This window comes from Gabonibacter chumensis (genome assembly GCF_024741215.1).
In the GTDB taxonomy this organism is placed as follows: Bacteria; Bacteroidota; Bacteroidia; order Bacteroidales; family Marinifilaceae; genus Gabonibacter; species Gabonibacter massiliensis.
In genome coordinates, this window is record NZ_JANSKB010000001.1 from 846,322 (window position 1) to 867,694 (window position 21,373).

At 44.1% G+C, this 21,373-nt stretch carries 16 protein-coding genes and 1 riboswitch; of the genes, 3 read left to right on the forward strand and 13 right to left on the reverse strand.

What is annotated here, in order from left to right; all coding sequences use genetic code 11:
* Positions 1–31: 31 nt before the first annotated feature.
* Positions 32–868, reverse strand: a complete 837-nt coding sequence (locus tag NVS78_RS03700; protein WP_286357978.1) for an AAA family ATPase — start codon at positions 866–868, stop codon at positions 32–34.
* Positions 869–1,001: 133 nt separating this feature from the next.
* Here NVS78_RS03700 and NVS78_RS03705 point away from each other — a divergent pair, with 133 nt between their 5' ends.
* The 3 genes from NVS78_RS03705 to NVS78_RS03715 all read left to right on the forward strand — a co-directional run bounded on the left by NVS78_RS03705 (position 1,002) and on the right by NVS78_RS03715 (position 4,104).
* Positions 1,002–1,370: a DMT family protein gene (locus NVS78_RS03705; RefSeq protein ID WP_286357979.1), complete on the forward strand. Its 369-nt coding sequence runs from the start codon at positions 1,002–1,004 to the stop codon at positions 1,368–1,370.
* Positions 1,371–1,592: 222 nt separating this feature from the next.
* Positions 1,593–3,407, forward strand: a complete 1,815-nt coding sequence (locus NVS78_RS03710) for a TrkH family potassium uptake protein (RefSeq protein WP_286357980.1) — start codon at positions 1,593–1,595, stop codon at positions 3,405–3,407.
* A gap of 28 nt (positions 3,408–3,435) precedes the next feature.
* Positions 3,436–4,104, forward strand: a complete 669-nt coding sequence (locus NVS78_RS03715; protein WP_286357981.1) for a potassium channel family protein — start codon at positions 3,436–3,438, stop codon at positions 4,102–4,104.
* Here the strand turns inward: NVS78_RS03715 and NVS78_RS03720 are convergent.
* The 12 genes from NVS78_RS03720 to NVS78_RS03775 form a co-directional block, all read right to left on the reverse strand.
* Positions 4,084–4,719, reverse strand: coding sequence for an anaerobic ribonucleoside-triphosphate reductase activating protein (locus tag NVS78_RS03720; protein ID WP_286357982.1), 636 nt, complete (start codon positions 4,717–4,719; stop codon positions 4,084–4,086). The genes NVS78_RS03715 and NVS78_RS03720 overlap by 21 nt on opposite strands.
* The gene (locus tag NVS78_RS03725; protein WP_286357983.1) at positions 4,701–6,848 is read right to left on the reverse strand and encodes a ribonucleoside triphosphate reductase; all 2,148 of its coding nucleotides are present in this window, start codon (positions 6,846–6,848) and stop codon (positions 4,701–4,703) included. The genes NVS78_RS03720 and NVS78_RS03725 overlap by 19 nt, the downstream gene beginning before the upstream one ends.
* Before the next feature lie 102 nt (positions 6,849–6,950).
* Positions 6,951–7,131: riboswitch (cobalamin riboswitch) on the reverse strand.
* A gap of 157 nt (positions 7,132–7,288) precedes the next feature.
* Positions 7,289–8,194: a cation diffusion facilitator family transporter gene (locus tag NVS78_RS03730; protein ID WP_286357984.1), complete on the reverse strand. Its 906-nt coding sequence runs from the start codon at positions 8,192–8,194 to the stop codon at positions 7,289–7,291.
* 10 nt (positions 8,195–8,204) lie between these two features.
* The gene (zupT, locus tag NVS78_RS03735; RefSeq protein WP_059027020.1) at positions 8,205–9,008 is read right to left on the reverse strand and encodes a zinc transporter ZupT; all 804 of its coding nucleotides are present in this window, start codon (positions 9,006–9,008) and stop codon (positions 8,205–8,207) included.
* A gap of 184 nt (positions 9,009–9,192) precedes the next feature.
* Positions 9,193–10,215 (reverse strand): ABC transporter ATP-binding protein, encoded by a 1,023-nt coding sequence (locus tag NVS78_RS03740; protein WP_286357985.1) that lies wholly within the window; start codon positions 10,213–10,215, stop codon positions 9,193–9,195.
* 1 nt (position 10,216) lies between these two features.
* Positions 10,217–11,263 (reverse strand): iron chelate uptake ABC transporter family permease subunit, encoded by a 1,047-nt coding sequence (locus NVS78_RS03745; RefSeq protein WP_434802117.1) that lies wholly within the window; start codon positions 11,261–11,263, stop codon positions 10,217–10,219.
* Complete coding sequence (locus tag NVS78_RS03750; RefSeq protein ID WP_286357986.1) at positions 11,260–12,381, reverse strand: ABC transporter substrate-binding protein; 1,122 nt, start codon at positions 12,379–12,381, stop codon at positions 11,260–11,262. Before NVS78_RS03750 ends, NVS78_RS03745 begins: the two co-directional genes overlap by 4 nt.
* Positions 12,382–12,445: 64 nt before the next feature.
* On the reverse strand, positions 12,446–14,359 hold the full coding sequence (locus NVS78_RS03755) for a hypothetical protein (protein WP_286357987.1): 1,914 nt from the start codon (positions 14,357–14,359) through the stop codon (positions 12,446–12,448).
* 26 nt (positions 14,360–14,385) lie between these two features.
* Positions 14,386–16,467 carry a hypothetical protein gene (locus NVS78_RS03760; RefSeq protein ID WP_286357988.1) on the reverse strand — a complete coding sequence of 694 codons (2,082 nt, stop codon included), beginning with the start codon at positions 16,465–16,467 and terminating at the stop codon, positions 14,386–14,388.
* Positions 16,468–16,475: 8 nt separating this feature from the next.
* Complete coding sequence (locus NVS78_RS03765; RefSeq protein ID WP_286357989.1) at positions 16,476–18,158, reverse strand: PKD-like domain-containing protein; 1,683 nt, start codon at positions 18,156–18,158, stop codon at positions 16,476–16,478.
* A gap of 12 nt (positions 18,159–18,170) precedes the next feature.
* The gene (locus tag NVS78_RS03770; RefSeq protein ID WP_286357990.1) at positions 18,171–19,340 is read right to left on the reverse strand and encodes a YncE family protein; all 1,170 of its coding nucleotides are present in this window, start codon (positions 19,338–19,340) and stop codon (positions 18,171–18,173) included.
* A gap of 18 nt (positions 19,341–19,358) precedes the next feature.
* Positions 19,359–21,365, reverse strand: coding sequence for a TonB-dependent receptor (locus tag NVS78_RS03775; RefSeq protein ID WP_434802118.1), 2,007 nt, complete (start codon positions 21,363–21,365; stop codon positions 19,359–19,361).
* Between the last annotated feature and the right edge of the window lie 8 nt (positions 21,366–21,373).

Here is a 21,373-nt window from a genome sequence, read left to right on the forward strand (position 1 = left end):
AATTAGTGCTTTAGGTGGTTTTCCATGATTTTTATTGAACGATCAGGTCCTCAATAAATACCAGTTTATCTCCCCATCCATCGCCGAACAAGCTGGGCGAATGGGTAGACGTAATGATTTGACAACAGGGATTTAATTTTTGAATCTCTTCGAACAGCCGGTATTGCCATTCGATATGAAGGGAGATTTCCGGCTCGTCCATCAATAGCACGTAAGGTTGTCCGTCCATCAGGAAAACACGCAATAGAATAATCAATAGTTGCTTTTCTCCGGAAGAGAGTTTATGAAGATGGATGGTCTCTTTGCCGTCTTTGAAGATCAACTGATTGGTCATGGGATCGATCTCTATGGTCTTCCCCGTTCCTGCAAAAAGGTGGTTGACCGTGTCATAAAAATGCCGGATCCGGGTATTTATCTCTTCCGCTTGTTCGGGGAAATTGGTCGCTTTTAACCGGTAATCCGAAAAAGAGGCATTATTCTCTCCTACGCTGTAAACAATCTCTTTCAATTCGCTTAATAACGGGCTATCTTCTTTTCCCATTTTTCGGCGGTCCTTCAAAGGAACATCAAAAGTGCTTATTTTCATGTAGTTGAAGCCGGATAATTTTTGTTTGATCTCGTTTGGCGTCGTTTGGCGATGGTAGAGAACGGCAATGTCGTCGATGATGATTTCCGCCTCGATATTGTAATTTCTCAGCCTTTTTACGTCTGCGGATAGTAATGCGTCCATTACGTTGAAAAAGGTAGTTTTCCCGCTGCCGTTGATTCCGGTCAGAATGTTAACATCCGGATTGAGGTTTTCCCATCGGAAATTGTATTTTCCCCAGACATTCCGTATCTCGATTTTTTGAATTTTATTGGCTTTCATGACAAATGGCGATTAAAAATGAACTTTGCTCCCAATCATTATCAACAAAGGTAATAAAATTTATATTTTTGTGCTGCTTTGAGGAAGATTATCATCTATATGTCGAGAATATAAATGTGTTAACAAGAAGAAAATGAAAGGGGTTTATACGATCGGATTACTTTTGGTGTCTAATATGTTTATGACTTTTGCCTGGTATGGACACTTGAAATTGCAAGAGACAAAAATAATTAGTCATTGGCCGCTTATCGGCGTAATCCTCTTTTCATGGGCGATTGCTTTTTTCGAGTATTGTGCTCAGGTTCCAGCCAACCGTATCGGTTTTGAAGGGAATGGCGGTCCCTTTTCGTTGATGCAGTTAAAGGTTATTCAAGAGGTAATCACATTGGCGATATTTATCCTTTTTTCTATGTTGTTCTTCAAAGGTGTTTCCTTTCAATGGAATCATTTGGCGGCCTGTATCTGTCTCGTTTTGGCCGTTTATTTCGTGTTTATGAAATAGAATCACGGGGCTCATCCCATTTTCCTACCTATACGGGAAGGGCCTAATGGTGCGGATGCCGTTCTATCTATCGGGTTTTCGGTCTTGCCTGTTCAAACATGAAAAACTACTTGGTCAAATCGAAACAAATGGTTACATTTGGAAGCAGGGGATCGAATTTCGCAGAAAAAAATGAAACTAAAGAGATTTTAATAACGTTTACTCTTGCTGAAAATAGGAGTTATGTTTTCAACGGAAATACAATATCAATTTAGAAAATTTTACCGGATAACAAAAACGATTTTGGAGGGAGCGGGGCGTGTCGTGTTGTTTATGGCTTCATTTGTGGCTATCTTTTTAGTCGTCTATAAATTCGGTTTTAAAGGGGCTTCGGCGTATCAGGAGGAGATTTATAGCATGTACAAAGGGATAACCAATCTCTTTTTTATTTTTCTTACCATCCGGTTCCTCCTTAATTTTAAATTATTGCGGGAAGAAAAAGGTTTCTGGTTAGAGGTCTTTTTTTTGATTGTTTTACTTGGTTTGATTATTGCCGAATACCGGTTTTCGATCCCTGAGGTGATAACGCGGAATCCGGTACTGTACCGGTTGAATCGAATCGTAACCTATACGGTCGTTTTGATTCTGAGCACGATCTATCTTTCAAAAGAGTTTTTTGTCGTGCTTAAAAGTAACGTCCGTCCCGAAATGATGTTCGTTATCAGTTTTCTGATGTTGATTTTGATCGGGACCTTCTTGTTGAAACTACCCACGGCCACTTACGAGAAAATCAGTTTTATCGATGCTCTTTTTACGGCGACAAGTGCGGTGTGCGTAACGGGATTGACGGTACTTGATACGGCAAAAGTTTTTACCCCGACAGGGGATGTGATCCTTTTATTATTGATTCAATTAGGCGGGATCGGGGTGATGACGTTTACCAGTTTTTTCGCCATGTCCTTTTTGGGGAAAACGACGTTCCGGGATCAGTTGGCTCTTAAAAACTTGTTGAACGAATCTTCCCTGAATAATATTTTCAGAACCTTGTTCTACACGGTAACGACCACCTTACTGATAGAGGCTGTCGGGGTATATCTTGTTTATTGGCAGATTCAAGATGTAGAAGGAATTCCGGATAAGTTTTTCTTTTCTCTTTTCCATGCCGTTTCGGCATTTTGTAACGCTGGTTTTTCTACTTTGCCCGGAAATTTGTATGATCCTTTGGTTCGAAATGTTTATGGATTACAAGTTTGGTTAGGTCTTCTGATCGTTTTCGGCGGCCTGGGATTTCCTATATTGTTTAATTACGGAAGTTATTTTAAATATAAGTTACGGTGTTTTTTAGTGTATTTGTTTCATGGAAAACGAAAAGTTGAGTATAGGGCTCATATCGTGAGCACCACTACTCGGATCGTGTTGCCGACAACTCTGGCCTTATTGGTGTTGGGAATGGTGTTCTTTTTGTTTTTTGAAGATGGTAATACCCTGGAAGGTCTCTCCTGGCAAGGAAAGTTGGCAACCTCGTTTATGGCTTCCGTGACGACTCGAACGGCAGGATTTAATAATGTGGATATGGCTGCGTTACATCAGGCTACGATTTTTCTATTTATCTTATTGATGTGGATCGGAGCTTCTCCGATGTCTACGGGCGGGGGGATAAAAACGACCACCTTCGTTATCGCTTTAAAGAATGTTATCGCTATTCTGCGGGGAGAAGATAGAGTGGAGATCGGTAAGAGACAATTAACCCGCTTAAACGTGAATCGGGCTCAGGCGATTATCTTTTTGTCTTTGGCGTGGACGGCTTTGACCGTTATGCTGCTTTTGATACTGGAACCTCAGGGGAGGTTTGTTCAAATCGTATTTGAAGTTTTTTCTGCTTTGGGAACGGTAGGGCTTTCGTTGAATTTTACCCCGTCTATGAGTGATGCGGGAAAAATAATCATTAGCCTCACGATGTTCGTGGGGCGGGTTGGATTGATTACGTTGTTATCGGGTGTCGTCAAGCAGCGGCAGGAGAAGCTGTACAGGTATGCGGACGATACGGTGATTTTATAAATACGAATGAAGTTAATGTTTGAATGATATGAAGTGCATTGTTATTGGATTGGGACATTTTGGACTGGCTTTGTCACAGCGTTTGACGGCTTTGGGACATGAGGTGATCGGAGTTGACAACGATTTGAATAAAATCAATCAGTACAAGGACAGCATTACGACGACCATTGCCTTGGATGTTCGGAGCGAACAGGCTTTGGGATCTTTACCTTTGAAAAATGTGGATATCGTGTTTGTGGTCATCGGTAAGGATTTCGGTACCTCTTTGTATGTACTTGCCCTGTTGAAACAATTTGCAGTCAAGCGTATCGTTGCCAGAGCCATGTCGGAGGTTCACAAAACGATTATGGAGACGATGGGTATCACGGAGATTATCAATCCGGAGTGGGAATATGCCGATTTTTTTGCCCTGAAGGTAGAGTTGGCAACGACCATCGATTCTTACGTGGTCGATACCGATCACGTGATTATCGAATGGGAAGTTCCTGCCGGATTCGTCGGCCGTAAATTAGGCGATGTGGATTTCGAGCGGGAGTTCGGTTTGAAATTGATAGTCCTGAAACGTTTACAGGAAAAAGAGGATAAGCCTACGGTTCTTCCCGAGCTGCCAAGTGATCTGATACTTGAAAGAAGGGATATTCTGGTGCTTTTTGGATTACACAAGAACTTCCGGAAGTTAGGAATTCAGTTGCAATAAGTAATTTTTTAAAATATCCCCATTCCGGAACTCCTGTAAAAGAAAAGGATCTTTTTCGAACTCCTTTTTTACATTTTCCAGTTCCTTTTCCGTTTGTAAACCCGGAATAACGGTTGTCCGAAAAAGATACTCTATACCTGAAGCCCGAATGATACGAATAGACACTTTTATTTTGTCCAGCAATTCGGAACTTATATTCGGGCTTATTTTCCGGTAGGCAGTTAGGTTTAACGCGGATTTTACGTCCATGGCAATCGCATCGATCCGTTTCCCGGCAATAAGTTCCCGGAGAAGGTCGGGATTGCTCCCGTTCGTGTCCAATTTTATGTCGAACCCTAACTTTTTTATTTTTTGGACAAAAAGAATAAGGTCAGGTTGAAGGGTTGGTTCGCCTCCGGAGATAACAACTCCGTCCAACCATTGTCGACGTTTGGACAGAAACGAAAATAGTTCCGCTTCTGTCCATTTTTGATTTTTCGTGAAAAGTTCCGGTAGAACAAGGGAGGGATTGTGGCAATAACCGCACCGGAAATTGCATCCCTGGGTAAATATAACGGCGGTCACTCTCCCTTCCCAATCGATCAGGCTCTGTTTAATCAATCCTCCGATTCGCATATCGCAACTTCTTCCGTGATACTGTTGTCAAAATGTTTCCGGTCGTCAAACTCGGCCCGTTTTCCGTTGTTCCATTGACTCACTGGTCGCATGTAGCCGACGATCCTGCTGTATACTTCCGACTTCGCTCCGCATTGGGGGCAGGTAAAATGTTCTCCGGCGACGTAACCGTGGGAAGGACATATGCTGAAGGAAGGCGAAAGCGTGATATAGGGCAACCGGAATGCGGAAGTTACTTTCCGTATCATGTTTTTGGCGGCTTGGGCGGAAGTCCGGTGTTCCCCGGTAAAAACGTGGAAGACGGTTCCTCCGGTATAAAGGGTTTGAAGCTGATCCTGTTGTTCGAGCGCTTCGTACAGGTCTTCCGTAAAATGTACCGGTAAATGGGTGGAATTCGTGTAATAAGGTTGTGCTCCCTTTTCGAATTCTTTCCGGTTGGCCACGATAATGTCCGGATACGCGGCCGTGTCCAGTAAAGCAAAACGGTAAGAGGTACTTTCTGCCGGAGTGGCTTCCAAATTATAGATGTTGCCGGTCTCCTCCTGAAATTCGGTTAAGATGTCCCGCATGAAAAGCATTGTTTTTTGAGCGAATTCTATGCCGTCCGAATGGGTGATAGGTACTCCTAAGAAATTGAGGCAGCATTCGTTCATTCCGTTTATCCCGATGGTAGAGAAATGGTTTTTCCAGAAACAGCCGTAACGTTCGTATACGTGTCGGAGGTAGTATTTGGAATAGGGATAAAGTCCTTTTTCGGTATAACGTTCAATGACTTTTCGTTTGATCTCCAGGCTGTCTTTGGCGATTTCCATCAAATAACGTAGACGTTGATAAAAGTTTTCTTCCGATACGGATTCATAACCTAAACGAGGCAAATTGATAGTAACGACACCCACGGACCCGGTAAGCGGGTTGGCAGCAAACAGTCCTCCTCCCCGTTTCATCAATTCCCGTTTGTCCAAGCGTAAACGGCAGCACATGCTGCGGACATCGTCCGGTTTCATATCGGAGTTCACGAAATTGGAAAAATAGGGAATTCCGTATTTGGCCGTCATCTCCCATATCCCTTCGTATTCAGGATTGTTCCAATCGAAATCCGGAGTGATATTGTAGGTCGGGATAGGGAAGGAGAAGAGACTGCCGGAAGCATCACCTTCGTACATTACTTCGGCAAATGCTTTATTCAATAAAGTGACCTCCGCTTGGAAGTCGCCGTATACTTCTTCCTTGATTTCTCCGCCGTGGACAATCGGTTCGTTTTTTAAGAAATCCGGAACAGTTAAGTCCATGGTGATGTTGGTAAAAGGAGTTTGGAAGCCGACGCGTGTCGGTACGTTTAAGTTAAACAGAAACTCCTGTAAGCATTGTTTTATCTGTTTGTAGTCCAATTGATCGTAGCGGATATAAGGAGCCAGGAAGGTATCGAAATTGGAGAAGGCCTGAGCCCCGGCGGCTTCTCCCTGCATGGTATAGAAAAAGTTGACAATTTGTCCTAAAGCTGTCCGGAAATGCTTGGCCGGTTTACTTTGGGCTTTTCCCTCAACACCCCTGAAACCGACCGTTAGTAAGTCTTTCAGATCCCATCCGACACAATACACGCTTAAAAATCCGAGATCGTGAATATGAAGGGCCCCGCTTTTGTGAGCTTCGGATATTCTTTCCGGATAGAGATTGTTTAACCAGTAATTGGACGTGATTTGGGTGGAGATATGTTGATTTAACCCTTGTAGAGAATAGGACGAATTAGCACTCTCTTTTACTTTCCAGTCGCTTAATGTCAGGTAATCGTCCATCACTTCGATATTGGTAAGCAATACCTTGGAGTTCCGGATCTGTTCATGTTGTTTCCGGTAGAGCAGATAAATTTTCAATAAATTGAAATCTCCGTGTTGAAAGAGTACCTGTTCAACCGTGTCCTGTACGATCTCCACGTGAGGAATGACTCCTTCCGGGGTGTCGGTTTTTAGAATTCCAATCACCTTGTTGCAGAGTTCGCGTGCTGTTTTACGATGAGGGTTTCCCGTTGCTCGCGTGGCTTTAAAAATCGCTTGTTCGATTTTCTCCGCTTTAAAATCGCAAATCTCCCCGTTGCGTTTTACAATTTTTGAAAAAGAGCTGTTTTCGTTCATTCTTAAAGGTTTTAGTAATGAATAAATAAATTTACTATAACCTTGGGTAAAATGAGAATAGTCTGATAGGCAAGCCTTCTCCTCACTTTTCACCCGAAAGTTACGGATATATCGCAATCGGCAGGTCTTCTGACTCGCTATTTTCGACCTCCTTCCCATCGGTTACCCGACAGTGGATCTCTTGATCGAAAAACAAAAAAAGCTTACAGCTACGGGTATAGTCCCGGATTTTCACCGGATTCCCTATTAATCACAAACGTGAACCGAATGCATGACGAAAGTAAGTAAAAATAAGATAGGATATATCGTAATTTTTATTTTTAACAATAATTCTGAGTGAGATATATTGTTAATAAACTTATATTAAGTTATTTGTGTATATGAATGGGGAAATTTTGTATGATATTTATTTGATAAAGTTTTCATTTTTGGGAAACATTTTAGTCTGAATATTCTTTTGGGCAATCCTTGCAATGAGATCCCGGTGCTTCAAATTCCAACGTGGCATGAATGATGTCGATATGTTCCAATTCATGTTTTAAATCGCATTTTACGGTTTCCATTTGGGACATGTCATCGATGACGACGTGTACGGTAAGAGCGGTTTCTGTCGTGCTTAAAGCCCAGATATGCAAATGATGAAATCCTTTTACCCCGCGAACAGAGGCAATGGTTTTTTCGACCTGCCTGTAATCGGTTCCGGCGGGAACCCCGTCTAAGGACAAGCGAATGCTGTCTCGCAGCAGTCCCCAGGTGGAATAAACGATGATGACGGCAATTCCGATCCCGATAAGCGGATCGATGATATTCCATCCCGTGTTGGCGATAATCAATCCGGAGACCACAACACCGATGGAGACCAAGGCATCTGCTGCCATATGTAGATAAGCTCCTTTTACGTTCAGGTCCTTTTCTTTATCTTTCATAAACAACCAGGCCGTGATCCCATTGATGACTACTCCGACTCCGGCAACCCAGGCGACGGCGTCTCCGTCGACCGGTTGAGGGTGGAATAGTTTGTTGATGCTTTCTCCCAAGATGAAGCCTACGGCAATCAACAGGATGACGGCATTTAAAAGGGAGGTTAAGACCGTGCTTTTTTTGTAGCCGTACGTGTATTTGGTATTGGCTTGTACGCGGGAAAGCCGGAAAGCCAGCATGGCCAATACAAGACTGAAGACATCGCTTAAGTTGTGTCCCGCATCCGAGAGTAAGCCCAAAGAATTAAACCAGAATCCGGCAACGAATTCAACGACCACGAAAGCCGTGTTTAACGTGATCCCTATGATAAAAGCTTTATTTAGACTGGTGATTTTATGGTGGTGATGTTCGTGCGTATGTTCCATATCTTTTTGGTTATGCCAATAAAATTAAACTTAAGGCCATGATTCCCATCCCGGAGATAAGTCCGTAAATGGAGATGTGGTGTTCTCCGTATTCCCGGGCAGCAGGAAGTAATTCATCTATGGAAATAAAGACCATGATGCCTGCGACGGCTGCGAAGATGCATCCCATCAGGACGGGCGACATAAAGGGCATGAGTACTAAATAAGCCAGAAGAGCACCGGTCGGTTCCGCCAGGCCGGACAGAAGGGAATAACGAAATGCCTTTTTACGATCTCCGGTTGCATGGTAAATAGGAACGGAAACGGCAATACCTTCCGGGATATTGTGGATGGCGATGGCGACGGCGATAGCAATTCCTAAAGTCGGGCTTTCCACTGCAGCCGTGAAAGTAGCGATACCTTCCGGGAAGTTATGGATGCCGATGGCCAGGGCCGTCATCAGTCCCATGCGCATCAATTTTGTATCCTTGGGGGGAGGGGTATCCATGCTTTCTACGGAACGAACTTCATGAGGATTTTCAAAGGAAGGTACCAGACGATCGATGATACCGATCAATGACATTCCCGCGAAGAAGCAGAGGACCGTCATGGTCATACCGTATTTTGAACCTAACTCGGCCGTAAGGGAAGTTTCCGCCTGTTGGAAGATTTCCACGAAAGAGACGTATATCATTACTCCCGCGGAGAGTCCCAGCGAAAAGGAGAGAAAACGTTTGTTCGTGTGATGGGTGAAAAAAGCGATCAGGCTACCGATACCGGTTGCCAATCCTGCAAGTAAAGTCAATAATAACGGAATAAATAAACTTTCTTTCATGAATTCGATATTATCCGGATTATACCCGATGTTTTTCCGGAGATTTCGTTTGATTTATTTTACAAAGATAGATTTTTTACGGGTATGAAAAAGCCTCGGTAAAGAAAATGAAAATTCATTTTTTGAACATGGGATGGACGTTTTCGGAGTTCCGCGGAGCCATCGTTTCTCGGGAAGGTTTAAATTAGGGTAGGGATTTTAAAAGATCGGTCAACTCTTCGAACGAGTGTACGGGGATTTTTTCTCCCCCGGAGGGAAGGAAACTCATCTCCCGGGCCGTTTTCAGTTTTAATATCGGGTAAAGAGTGGAAGGGTGGGGAGGGGAAAGACAGGTGTAATGGTTTCTGTTTAAAGCGTTGATAGCCCAATGTTTTAAGGTTTCGTCTTCCGCCTCGACGATGATATGGCGATCTCCCCGTATGGGCGGATAATAGTTTCCCTGGGCACGGTCGAATTTTATTTTTTCCCGATCGAATAGCGTATCCATGCTGTTATCGAAAATCAGGTCTTCCGTTACCCCGCGACGCAATCCTTCCGTTTTCGATAGCAACCATAGCCGATCCGCCAGCATAAGGGCTTGTTCTATATCGTGGGTAGATAACAGAATCGTTTTTTGTTGTCGGTAAGCAAGGGTATGCAGGAGTTGCATGATCTCTATTCGGCTCGTTACGTCTAAAAAAGCGGTGGGTTCATCTAAAAGAATTACCGGACATTCCTGAACCAATGCTTTGGCTATCATCGTTTTTTGTCGTTCTCCGTCGGATAGTTCGGCAACATAATTATTGAATTTGTTTTCTATTCCCACGGAACTCATAGCCTCTTCGATGATTTTATGATCACGTGCATGGAGTCGTCCGAAAAATCCGGTATGCGGTTGACGCCCTAAAGAGATTAATTCATAGACGGTCAATCCTCCGGCCTGTGTCCGGTCCGTGAGTACTACCCCTATTTTTCGGGAACGCTCTTTTTCCGAATAGTCGGATAAAGGTTTCCCTTCAAGCTGCACTTCTCCCGTTAATGGGGGTTGGAATGATGCGAGTGTACGTAAAAGCGTGGATTTACCGGCCCCGTTGGGTCCCAACAGACAAACTAATTCTCCTCTACGGAGTTCGAAAGAGAGGTGTTGCTGGATTGGATTCGTCTCTTTCCGGCCTTTCTTATATCCGATGGTCAGGTCCCGCGACCGTATGATGGGATTATTTTGCATATTAGTTGAAGTATTGGATCTTGCGTTGTTTAATGATGACGTAAATGATGACAGGGGCTCCCAACACCGGCGTTACGGCATTTAACGGGATGATGCCCGATTCCCCCGGTAATACGCATATCAGATTACATAATAGGGCAATGGCCCCTCCGAGCAGCATGGTGTTCGGAAGGAGAGAATTATGGTTCGAGGTGCCCAACAGGAGTCGTGCGACATGAGGAACGGCTAAGCCGATAAAAGCGATAGGACCGCAAAAGGCCGTTGTGGCTGCTGTTAATAGCCCGGTAGCGATCAGTAGCATATTACGGATGCGGCGGATGTTTATACCTAAGTTCTCGGCATATCGAGTACCTAACAGAAGAGCATTCAGGGGTTTTGTCAATGATAAGGAGAGAAGCAATCCGACGAGACAGGTAGCGGAGAAAAAGGGCAATTGTTCCATAGATACTCCGCTGAAATTTCCCATCCCCCATATAATATAAGAGTGTACCCCTTCCGCCGTGGCAAAAAAGTTCAACAGGGCAATGACGGAAGAAGCTATATAGCCGATCATAATACCGATAATTAACAACATGGTATTGCTTTTCGTCAGTGTAGAGAAAAACAGGATCATTCCCATGACTACCATGGAACCGATAAAAGCTCCCAGAATGACGGAAAAAAAACCGGATAAATCGAACACGCCCGCTGAAATAATGCCTCCTCCCAATAACATGACAAGGGCGACTCCCAGGCTGGATCCGGTCGTAATTCCTAAGATGGAAGGACCGGCTAAAGGATTGTTGAAGGCTGTTTGTAACATCAAACCGGAAGCCGCTAATGCCGCTCCGCATAATAGGGCCGTAATACATTGGGGAACGCGGGATTCCCAAATAATAAATCTCCAACTCGCTTTTTCGACTTCCTGTCCGCACAAGATGTCCCAAACGGCATCAACGGGTATATGGACGGAACCTATGATCAGGTTACCATACAACAACACGAGGATGGTACCTGTTAGTAATATTCCGAATTTTCGGCCGGGAGATGTCATGTGTGAGGTATTCATTCCTTCAGTTTTTGGAAATAATATGCTTGATAATCTTTCACTAATTCAGGATGAAAAATACGTATCAGGTCTTTTAATAATAATTCGGGGTGGAAGGGCGACTCTTCGTAAAAAGCGACCTTACCCGTGTTGCATCCGTACACGTTCTTCTTTCTGAAGGCTTTGAATCTGGCGTAGGGAGCGTAATCCGATTTTAATTCGCGAAGAGTCTTGTCTGTTTGCTGATTGTATTTTATCAGCCAAAAATCGGCATCGTGTCCCTTGTCGAAAACGACTTCGAAGACCAGGGGAATGGATCCGCTCCGGGGGTCGTCGCTCCATAGATAGCGGGCGCCGGCATCCGAATACAGTTGTCCCATCGTGCTTTTTCCACCCGGCACGTACCAGGCCGATCCGCTTTTTAGTTCGCTGATAACGGAGGGTTTTGACGGTGCCGTCAGGGCCAGTTGACATAATCGCTTATACTCTTTTGTTACCGCTGAAAAGAGAGAGTCTGCTGTTGCTGCCTGTCCGAATAGTAATCCGTAAAAGCGCATCCATTCCGCCCGTCCCAAGGGAGAGGTTTCCATGTAATCGGCACATTCGATGACCGGTACGTTCAATTTTTCAATTCGTCCGTGGCCGCCGCTATTTTCGAAAGGAGAGAGTAAGATGGCATCCGGGTGAATGTCGATGATTTTTTCGATATCGGGATTCATACTGCTTCCCAAATCGGCGATTTTCCCTGAGGAACATCCTTCTTGTATTTCCGGTATTTTGATATACTGGAGATCGCAAACACCGACGATACTTGTTATCGAACCCAATTGCCGAAGCAGGCTGCAATGGACGGAAGAGTAGACGATCGCCTTAGACAACGGGATTTTCACTACGGTTCCTTCCGGGAGATGAGTCGGAACTTTTTTTTCTTTCGGAACCAAAATGTAAGTATGTAATATCTTAGTAGTATCCCAGGGATTACGCAGTTGGACTATCGTGTAGTCTTCGATCGGGAACAGCACGAGATTCTCGGCGTATTTCAGAGGGATCGGAGACCCGGTAGCGTTCGAACCGGATGGTTGGTTTTTGCAGGAAAAACAAAGAAGAATAAGACCGACGAATAGGATATGAATCTTCATAGATATAAAAATAGATAAATATAGTGTGATTGTCCTGCCTGTTTTTTCAGGCAGGACTTTTCTATCAGGGTTTATCCCATAAGCCATTTTCCATATCTTGGAAAGTCGGATCGTATCCGTTACCGGAAACCTTCCATTGGGCTGCATCCAAAGAGGAGATGACGCCTTCTATTCCTTTAAATGAGGTCAACATCATGTTGTGTTGAATTTTAATACTGCCTACGCTCTTCAAGGAACTGAAACCGTTTAGGGCGGTTATGTATTTGTTGCTGTAGTAAGAGCTGAAACCGCATAAGGCAAACAGGCCGCCCACGCTTTGCAGTTTGGGAGCCTGAACATCCGACATATTGCTTTGATAGTTTGCCGTGGTTATATTGAAATCACCTTCTACCGTTTCCAATACCGGGAATGCTAAGATATCGACGTTGACTCCTTCTGCTTTTATACTTCCTAATTTTTTCAAAGCGGATAAATCGAGCGTGATCTTATTCTGGATTTGGATATCCAGCTTTCCGCCGATTTCCGTTAACCGGGGTAAATTGAAGCTTCCTGTAAGGCCGTAGACCAATAACGTGAAATCGCCGTTTACTTTTTCAATATCCAACGTTCTGTCCTGATCCGGTATATTGATGTAATACTTCAATCGGTCGACCTCTTTAATCCCTTTTATAAGGATATTGGATGTGGTGACATTGATGTAGCCCGGGAAAATTTCTTTACCGGTTAAGGTCGCTTCATTTTTTATCCCTTCGAATTCCATTGAAGTAAGATTTTCCAAATTCGAAATATTTACATCTTTCAGGGCATCATTATTTTTGATAGCCAATTGGGGAACTCTTTTTAATGAGGAGAAATCGGAGAATGACTCAAAAGGTACGGAGTAAATAGTTAAGGTACCTCTTACCTCTTTAAGAGAGGAGAACCCGTTTAGGCGAGTAATCAACGGGAGCCTGTACATCCAAAAATCTCCTCCCACGTAAGAGAGCGCTTTCAATCCGTCTAAATTTTCCACTGCCGATAAGTTATCCAGGGTGAATTTTCCACCGATGAATTCCAGCGCTTTCAATCCGTCCACGTTTGTGATCTTACTGATATCGGAAAGATTCAACTCTCCGTCGACTCTTTTTAACGAGGATAGATCCAGTTCGACCAAAGAACGATCGGAAGATAGATTCAATGCGCCCCAAATCTTTTCCACCTTAGGTGCTGAAAGGGTTTCCAAGGTCGAGAGCGATCCCAAAGTAACACTTCCCCCAATATTGGTTAACTTGGGAAAGTTTATGGTTACGATCTTACTCTGACTGCTTTCTACATATAACGTTTGGGCGATATCTTTTAATTGGGGGAGGTTTACCTCTTCCAGTCCGGTCCCTTTGTTGATGCGTATGGCCCCGACCGATTCTAAATTTTCTAATCCTTCTAAATTCGTCCCGCCGTATGTAGAGTTAATGATGAGGTCGTATTTTACTTTCCGAAGTTTGGCCAAGGGAGCCAGAGAGGTGACGGTTTCCTCGCCTTCTGCTTCTCCGATGGTCAGACTTCCGTTTACTTCATTTATGTCCTGTGCGGCGAAGGCTTCCAGATCGGCTTGGGTTGCCAATACGACATTGCCTTCATGAGCGACGGATCTCTTCTCTACGACATAAGTATAGGTACGTTTATTCCCGTTATACGAAGTAACCGTAAACGTCTGTTTGATATTCCATGCCTGGACTTCCGAAAGGGACGGAGAGAGGGTAGCGTTTTCACTGGTCGTAATGGCGGCGGAAATGCCGTCGAAAGTAAAATTTTCGGGAACGATCAGTTTGATGCTGTCCCCGTGAATTGTCGTGTGCAGTAAAGCTTCTCCTTGTTTCAGACGAAAGGAGGTTATATAGTTGTCTCCTCCCGTGAAATCACTTTCGTCGTCGCTACAACTCGTCACGAAAAGCGAGATAAACAAAAAGAAAAAAACTCTTTTTATAGATAACAGTTGCATATTCTTTTTCATTTACGAATTAAACTTCAATTTTGGTTGGGTGCTGTCCATTGGCCGTTTTGTAACATTTCGAGTGTCGGATTGTACTTGTTTTTCTCCGTTTTCAAACTGGAAATGCCCGGAATCGCCTGTTTTAAGCCTAAAAATGATACCAATGCTGCCTGACTGGTGATCTCGACCTCTTTTACGCTCGCGAGAGCAGAGAATCCGTCCAGATGGGTCAATGCCTTATTGGTATAATAACTACTGCTCGTGTTTAGTGTCAGTTTATTACCAATGCTTGTTAAAGCCGGCATTTCGATGGAGGCAAAAGAGTTGCTATAGTCGGCCGTTGAGATGGTCATATCTCCGCCGACTGCTGTTAAGGCCGGTATTTCCAGGGCGAAGTTTTTGGAGAAATTGTTGATCTTCAAATTTGCTCCGACCTTTGCAAGCAAGGGTACTCCGAATTCGGTTAAGCTACTCAGGCTTGACTTTAAGGTGAAGTTTCCGGATACCTCTGTCAGATGCGGAAATTTTAGTGTCTTAAGTGAACTTGTATTTGCAGTAAGATCCCCGTTGATTTTGGTTATGCCTTGGGCGTCGATGTTGTATAAGGCATATCCGTTTAAATCCAAGCCTCCGATCTCTTCTATACCTTCCAATAAGGGGAACAGATTATCTGTTTGGGAGATAGAGGAGGTGCATTCCAGACGAAGGATACCGTTGAATACCTTGTCTCCGATTACTTTAGCGGTGGCTAATGTTTTGTTCAACAGGTTGAGTGTCGCGATGTCCAAGCCTTTGATATGGATCTCGGTTATATTATTCAGATTAGATAACTTTAGTTCGTTGATTTTCTTTAAAGTTGCCGGGGCTTCGAATTTTTCAAAATGGGTTATGGACTGAATCGTGAATATGCCTCCGATCGATGCCAGAGCCGGGAACCCGTCTAAATTTTCCAGGTGGGACAAGCTTTCGAGGGTTAGGTTACCGGTTATTTCGCGGAGGAGAGGAAATTTGCAGGCAAGAATGGAGTTATTTCTTAATTTGATCTCTGCAACCTGTTCCAGTACGGGCATCTCCAGTTCGAGGATTTGACAATACCTGATATCCAGTGTCCCGGAAACCTCTTGTAAAGCGGGAGTGTTTAATATCTTAAGCGTGGCCTTGGAAGTATTGGCAAAAATAGACATTCCTCCGCACCTTTCTAAAGCGGGTAGATCGATCCGCTCCACCTTTTCCAGTTTTTCGATGGAGAAATTGGCTCCGATTCGGACTAAATTAGGGAAATAGATAGTCGGAATCAAAGAGAGAGAACCTGAAGAGGTATAGGTCAGGCCTCCTTCTATTTCTTCCAACGCGGGGAACTCTGTTTGAGCTAAATTTCCTGAAACATTCAAATGACGTCCGATACGGTTTAGCTTGGGACACACGATTTGTTCTACCTTCGCGTGATTTACCGTAAAGTCTTTTCCCACGGAAATCAGGTTCGGAAACTCTATCAGTTCCAGGTTTTTGCCTGCCTGGATAGAGACTCCTCCCACTCTCTCCAAATTCTCTAATCCCAACAGATCTTTTCCGGTATACCGGTCATTGACGATCAAATCGTATCGTATCTCCCGAAGGTTATGTAACGGAACTAAAGAGGTGATCGAGTCTTCGCCGGAAGTCGATGCAATGATCAGATTTCCGTTGATTGCCGTGATTCCGTTTGTTTCGAATGCATTAACCTCCTCTTGTGTCGTGAGTTGTACGCTTCCTTCCAGTACGGATTGTTCTTTTTTTACCAGATAGTAATAGACTCTTTGTTCTCCGTTCGCGGCATTGACTTTAAAAAGCATTTGTTCGTCCCATTTGTCGATCTCTTCCGGGGAGGGTGTAATACGTGCCCGTTCGCTCAAAGTCAGTTCTGCCTTGGCCCCTTCCAGTGAAAGAGCCGCGGGGGCTGTGATGATGATACTGTCGTTGATCAACTCTGCTTTTAAAGAGCTACTGCCTTGTGTCAAAATAAAAGAGGTGATGTAATTATCCATTCCGGTAAAGGGATCGTCCTTGTCGTTACATCCCGTGATTCCGAGTACGGCAAAGAGCATGAAAACCGCCCCTGTTATATTCCATTTTTTCATATTCATGATCATTTATTCTTTAAGTGATAATCGTAGGCTGCACAACACTCGGTGGAAAGTTCTCCGATGCTTTCCGCTTTGGAACTTATTCCGGTTTGTACCATGACAAAATCGATGTATTTTAGTTTTATAGGGGTTCCGTCGCGTTGAACGGCATTACCGATGTCGAAACAATCTTTATTTGTTCCGTAGTTATCCACGTATCCCCATTCGTAATCCCGATTGTACCAGATTCCTCCGACATTCTCGGTAAGGGGAGCCAGTTTGGTACCATATAGGGTATAGCTGTTCCCTTGGATAAACATCGGAAAGTAATAGTCCTGGGAGTGGTAGCTATTGATATCCACACTTCCGGTTTTTCCTTCGTTGTCGACCCAGATTACGTTGGCATGAGCCTCTTTCGGTTTATAGTAGGTTATGGCGTATTGGCGGGTGGTTTGTTCCGGGGTGGCGCTTCCTTTCAATTCGTACCATGTATCGTTCGGTAGTCCGTCTCCGTTTTCATCCTGCATGACCCATACGATAGCCGGTTCCGAATTACCGGAAAAAGCATTTCCCTTAATTTCTAAATCATATTCGCCTTCTTTGTTCTCCACGCTATGGTCGAAGCCCATGACGATGTATCCCCCGTAAGCCCCGAGGAAAGTGTAACTCTCGTTGGTAAGTATGGAACGGGCATCGTTTAAAGCTTGGGTGAAAGTAGAACCGATCTGGTATGAATTGAATTGATTCGGTGCGGGGATATATTCGAAAATGTCGGTTACCTTTGCAGAACTTGAGGCGGTGATCGTCCGACGATGGGTCTCCTCCGGTTCCGTACAGGTAATATCGGCTTCTGCAAATACTGTTTTTTCTCCCTCTTTTACAGAGACTTTAAGACGATAGGTTTTCTGTTGCGTAGGTTCAAAAGTGAAAAATACCGATTTTTCGTTTTGTACGGTTCCGTCCACACTCCATTCATAAACAGCGTTGGGGGAAATACCGAATGTGGTCGGAGATAAAACTAACTTTCTTCCTTGAGGAACCGTGAATTGGGGAATCCGGTTGTCCGAGGGAGTCCGGTAACGGCCGTCGCTAAAGATCAATTGTGCTTCTATGACGGATAAGACCATCACTTTATTCATGTAAACAGCCTCTCCGTCTTCGTTTTTTACGGTCAAAGCCAATTGGTATTCTCCTGCTTCGGGTTGATTGAAGATGAGTACGCTGTCCGTACCGGATATTTTTCCGTCTACTCGCCAGAGATAACTGGCACCTTCACTGTTCTCTACTGCGGGGGCTATCGGATAATCGATCCCGGCAAACGGTGCAAGGGAGCCGTTGATGGAGACCACGGGAAGGGCTTTCTCTACCACGGAGATTTTTACCTGTTTTTCTATACTTCCGTTATCCGCATCCAATCGAAAGTTGACAAAGCTCTCGCCGATTTGCTTGCCGAAGAACAGGAATGTCGTATCGGTGGAGACGATCTCGCCGTTTATCTTCCAGGAATAGACAGGATTTACGGCATCTTTTATTTTTGCTTTTAACGTGATCTCTTTACCGATTTTGACTTTATATTCTCCACTTCCGTTGTTGAAAGTCACGTCAGGAGAACCGATATGTACCTTATCGTCGTCGGAACAGGATTGAAGGGTTCCGAGGAAAAGGCCCCATAACAAGAGGATAAGTAAGAATTTGTTTTTTTTCATAATGAGCGATTTTTATTTTAAATCTTTCAATGGTTTTGTGGTAAAAACGATGTGTGCCGGAATATCTCCCGTGGTCACTTCCCATTTTTTCTTACCGTCCGGGGTAAAACAATACAGAGTGCCCGGGGTGACATAATCTTTGGCGTCAGAAATGTATATCTCTCTGGTTCTCGGATCTACGGCCAAAGAGTAGGGGACCTTTATCGATAGTTCCGTTCCGTCCTTGATAAAGTTTCTGGTTACGATACGTTTTGTTTTGGTATTGTATATGGCATAGGTGACCGTATTCTTTTCGGTGATTTTGCTGTATTCCGTGCTGTAGGCGTAAAGCGAATCCCCGCAAAGGTATAGCTCGCTTGCCGGGAAATTCAGAACGTCGGTGACGATGTCTTTTCTGGGATCGATGACATAGGTGTTGGAGTGTATGTTTTTATAGTCTCCCCGGGAGGTAACATAGATATTGGCATTCCGGTCGATTTTCATTCGGTGGAGGTTGATGGCTACCGGAATTTTTTTAATCTCTTTAAAACTGTTCAGGTCGATGACCGATACCGTATTGTCGTAGTTGGGAAAGCGATACCCTCCGGAGTTGGCCGCGTATAGTTTATTTCCGGCAATGACCATCTCTTCCGGTTGATACCCCACGGTACAGGAGTCGAGTATTTGCAGGGTAGCCGTATCCACTTTGGCTACATACCCTAACCGGGCGTTAGGATCTATTTCTATTTTTCCGGCATAAGAGCTGACATAGGCGTATCCTTTGTCGAATACGATGTATCGGCAATTCGGAATAGAAATTGTTCCGATATGCTTGGCCGTATTGACATCCATAACTTCCACCAGGTTGGAGGCATTGATAACCGCGTATAATTTGTTTCCGTAAATTTGAATGTCGTTTCCGACGTCTCCGAGTTCTTTTACAACCGAAGGATTTCTTTCCGGAAAGATATTTTTATGGTATTTTCCGGTCGTGTAGTCGAAGTAGTCCAAAGTGGCTTTATTGCTGCCCATATTTCCTTCGTTCAACAGAAAGAATCCTTTGATGGGACCGGAGACCGAATCGCTTGGCGCTACTTGGGTGATAACCGAAGAGATGATCTCTTCATCATCGTTCCGGCAGGAAGAGAGTAAAAAGGCTCCTGCCAGAAAGAACATGCACACGTAAAATTTTAGTTTGCTCATACTTAAAAAATTGATTTGTTAGATTTCTATATTTATCGTAAATTTCACATTGGTACCCGGCATGGGATAGCATTGTACCACTTCGTATTGCTGGTTCAATAGGTTATTGACCTCTGCCGTCAGACGGACTTTCGTTTTTTTCCATAAAAATGTTTTGGATGCGGAAAGATCGTTGGTATACCACTCTTTAGCTTCGTTTTCCGGGATATTGGCACTCGCCTCATACCGTTTCCCGGTATAGATGAAGCTGTAGTTTAACTCCCAGCTTTTATAGCTGCCGTTCAGAATGATAGATCCGCTATGCCAGGGAATATAGGGGATTTGGTCTCCGTAATAGGAGCCTCCCGGCTTGGAAAAGTCTTGTGCTTTCTGATACGTATAATTGATTCGGGCGTCCAGTAACCATTGTCGGCTAAAACTCCAATGGGATTGTAAAGCTACGTCCAGTCCCCGTATTTCTACTTTTCCCAGATTGACCATCGTCCAGCGGAATTGGTTGGAGGTCGGCATGGCGATAATCTTATCCGTCACCTCGTTATAGTATCCGTCAACCTGCATTTCGAACCCTTTTAGAGCGGAAAGGGTATAGTTTCGGGCGTAAGTTATTCCGACATTGTATTGGGTGGTGTATTCCGGATTCAGGTCTTTGTTTCCGATAAAGGTATAATACAGGTCGTTTAAGGTCGGCATCCGGAAAATATGTTTGTAAAAGGCTCTGAAATTCAAATCTGTTTCTTTCCACGGTTGCCAGGAGAGAATAACGGTAGGTGTATATTCCTGTTTGCTGCCTGCGGCGGCATTTTTAACTTCGGTTTCGTCGTTGACGAAAGTTCCTAACAAGCTTGCCTGTATGTTTAAACGTTGGAGATGAATGGCGGTAGCAATGGCTATTAATCCGGTATACCGGGTAGGATAGACAAAATCGACGAGGTCTGCATTCAATTTATTCCATTGGAAATCGGCAGATAAATTTAGATTCCATCCGGGAAGAACGTTGAACAGGTTGGCGGAAGAAAGATATACCTCTTGTTGGCGATAGTGGTTGTTTACATACATCGTAGAAACGTCCAAGCGGGGATCGGAAAGATAATGCAGGTAATCGTAAGCGTATTTACCGTTGATAAGCATGCTGTAACGGTTGAAGTACTTTTTAAAAGAGCCTTGTAGAAAAAAATTGGAATCCCATTGTCGATCCTGATTTTTAAATTTCCCGGGCTCTTCACGTACGGAGGCTCCGGGATATCCTCTTTCCGAATGATAGAAATAAGCTTTTGCTTTCCATTCTCCCTCTTTGAGTTTGCCGAAAAGACCGTATTCTGCTCGAATGGCGTATACATCCCCGTTCTTACGTATTTCAGTGGTATCGTAACCGTTTTTCTTCCGGTAACTGAATTTGTATTTTCCGTTGGTATACATGTATTCTGCGCTTAATGAACTGTTGATATTTTTACCGAGTCGGTTTTCCAACAGAAAGGAGGGATTGGCCAACCCGAAGGAACCGGTCTTAAAGGTAAATTTGGCATTGTATTTTTTCCCCGGATTGAATCGGGGGATCCTGGAGACCATATAAATGGATCCGGCTGAACCGAAGTCTTTGGCCGATTGGAAAATGGCGCTTCGTTGCCCGTTGTACAATGAAATGGATTCCATGTTATCCAACGAAAACCGTCCTAAATCGATAATTCCGTTTTGGGCATTTCCCAACTCGATCCCGTCATAAAAAACTCCGACGTGTTGAGTACCCATACTCCGGATATTAACGGTTTTCAACCCTCCGATTCCCCCGTAATCTTTAATTTGTACTCCGGAAAAATAGCGTAAGGCATCCGCTACCGAGTGAACGCTTAATTTTTGTAGGGTCGCCCCGGATAAGATTTGGACGGGAATGATCTCTTTTTGTATCTGCTTAGCGAAAACAACGGCTTCCTTTATGTGATACATTTTAGTCGTGTCCTGCTGTTGGGCATAAATTTCCGATGTCATCAACAACAATAAGCTCAGACCGATAAGATGCGAATAATTCATTTTTAGCT

Bases quoted from the DNA above. Each gene is read 5' to 3' on its own strand.
- NVS78_RS03700 (WP_286357978.1), bottom strand. From the start codon at position 868: ATGAAAGCCAATAAAATTCAAAAAATCGAGATACGGAATGTCTGGGGA.
- NVS78_RS03705 (WP_286357979.1), top strand. From the start codon at position 1,002: ATGAAAGGGGTTTATACGATCGGATTACTTTTGGTGTCTAATATGTTT.
- NVS78_RS03710 (WP_286357980.1), top strand. From the start codon at position 1,593: ATGTTTTCAACGGAAATACAATATCAATTTAGAAAATTTTACCGGATA.
- NVS78_RS03715 (WP_286357981.1), top strand. From the start codon at position 3,436: ATGAAGTGCATTGTTATTGGATTGGGACATTTTGGACTGGCTTTGTCA.
- NVS78_RS03720 (WP_286357982.1), bottom strand. From the start codon at position 4,719: ATGCGAATCGGAGGATTGATTAAACAGAGCCTGATCGATTGGGAAGGG.
- NVS78_RS03725 (WP_286357983.1), bottom strand. From the start codon at position 6,848: ATGAACGAAAACAGCTCTTTTTCAAAAATTGTAAAACGCAACGGGGAG.
- NVS78_RS03730 (WP_286357984.1), bottom strand. From the start codon at position 8,194: ATGGAACATACGCACGAACATCACCACCATAAAATCACCAGTCTAAAT.
- zupT (WP_059027020.1), bottom strand. From the start codon at position 9,008: ATGAAAGAAAGTTTATTTATTCCGTTATTATTGACTTTACTTGCAGGA.
- NVS78_RS03740 (WP_286357985.1), bottom strand. From the start codon at position 10,215: ATGCAAAATAATCCCATCATACGGTCGCGGGACCTGACCATCGGATAT.
- NVS78_RS03745 (WP_434802117.1), bottom strand. From the start codon at position 11,263: ATGAATACCTCACACATGACATCTCCCGGCCGAAAATTCGGAATATTA.
- NVS78_RS03750 (WP_286357986.1), bottom strand. From the start codon at position 12,381: ATGAAGATTCATATCCTATTCGTCGGTCTTATTCTTCTTTGTTTTTCC.
- NVS78_RS03755 (WP_286357987.1), bottom strand. From the start codon at position 14,359: ATGCAACTGTTATCTATAAAAAGAGTTTTTTTCTTTTTGTTTATCTCG.
- NVS78_RS03760 (WP_286357988.1), bottom strand. From the start codon at position 16,467: ATGAAAAAATGGAATATAACAGGGGCGGTTTTCATGCTCTTTGCCGTA.
- NVS78_RS03765 (WP_286357989.1), bottom strand. From the start codon at position 18,158: ATGAAAAAAAACAAATTCTTACTTATCCTCTTGTTATGGGGCCTTTTC.
- NVS78_RS03770 (WP_286357990.1), bottom strand. From the start codon at position 19,340: ATGAGCAAACTAAAATTTTACGTGTGCATGTTCTTTCTGGCAGGAGCC.
- NVS78_RS03775 (WP_434802118.1), bottom strand. From the start codon at position 21,365: ATGAATTATTCGCATCTTATCGGTCTGAGCTTATTGTTGTTGATGACA.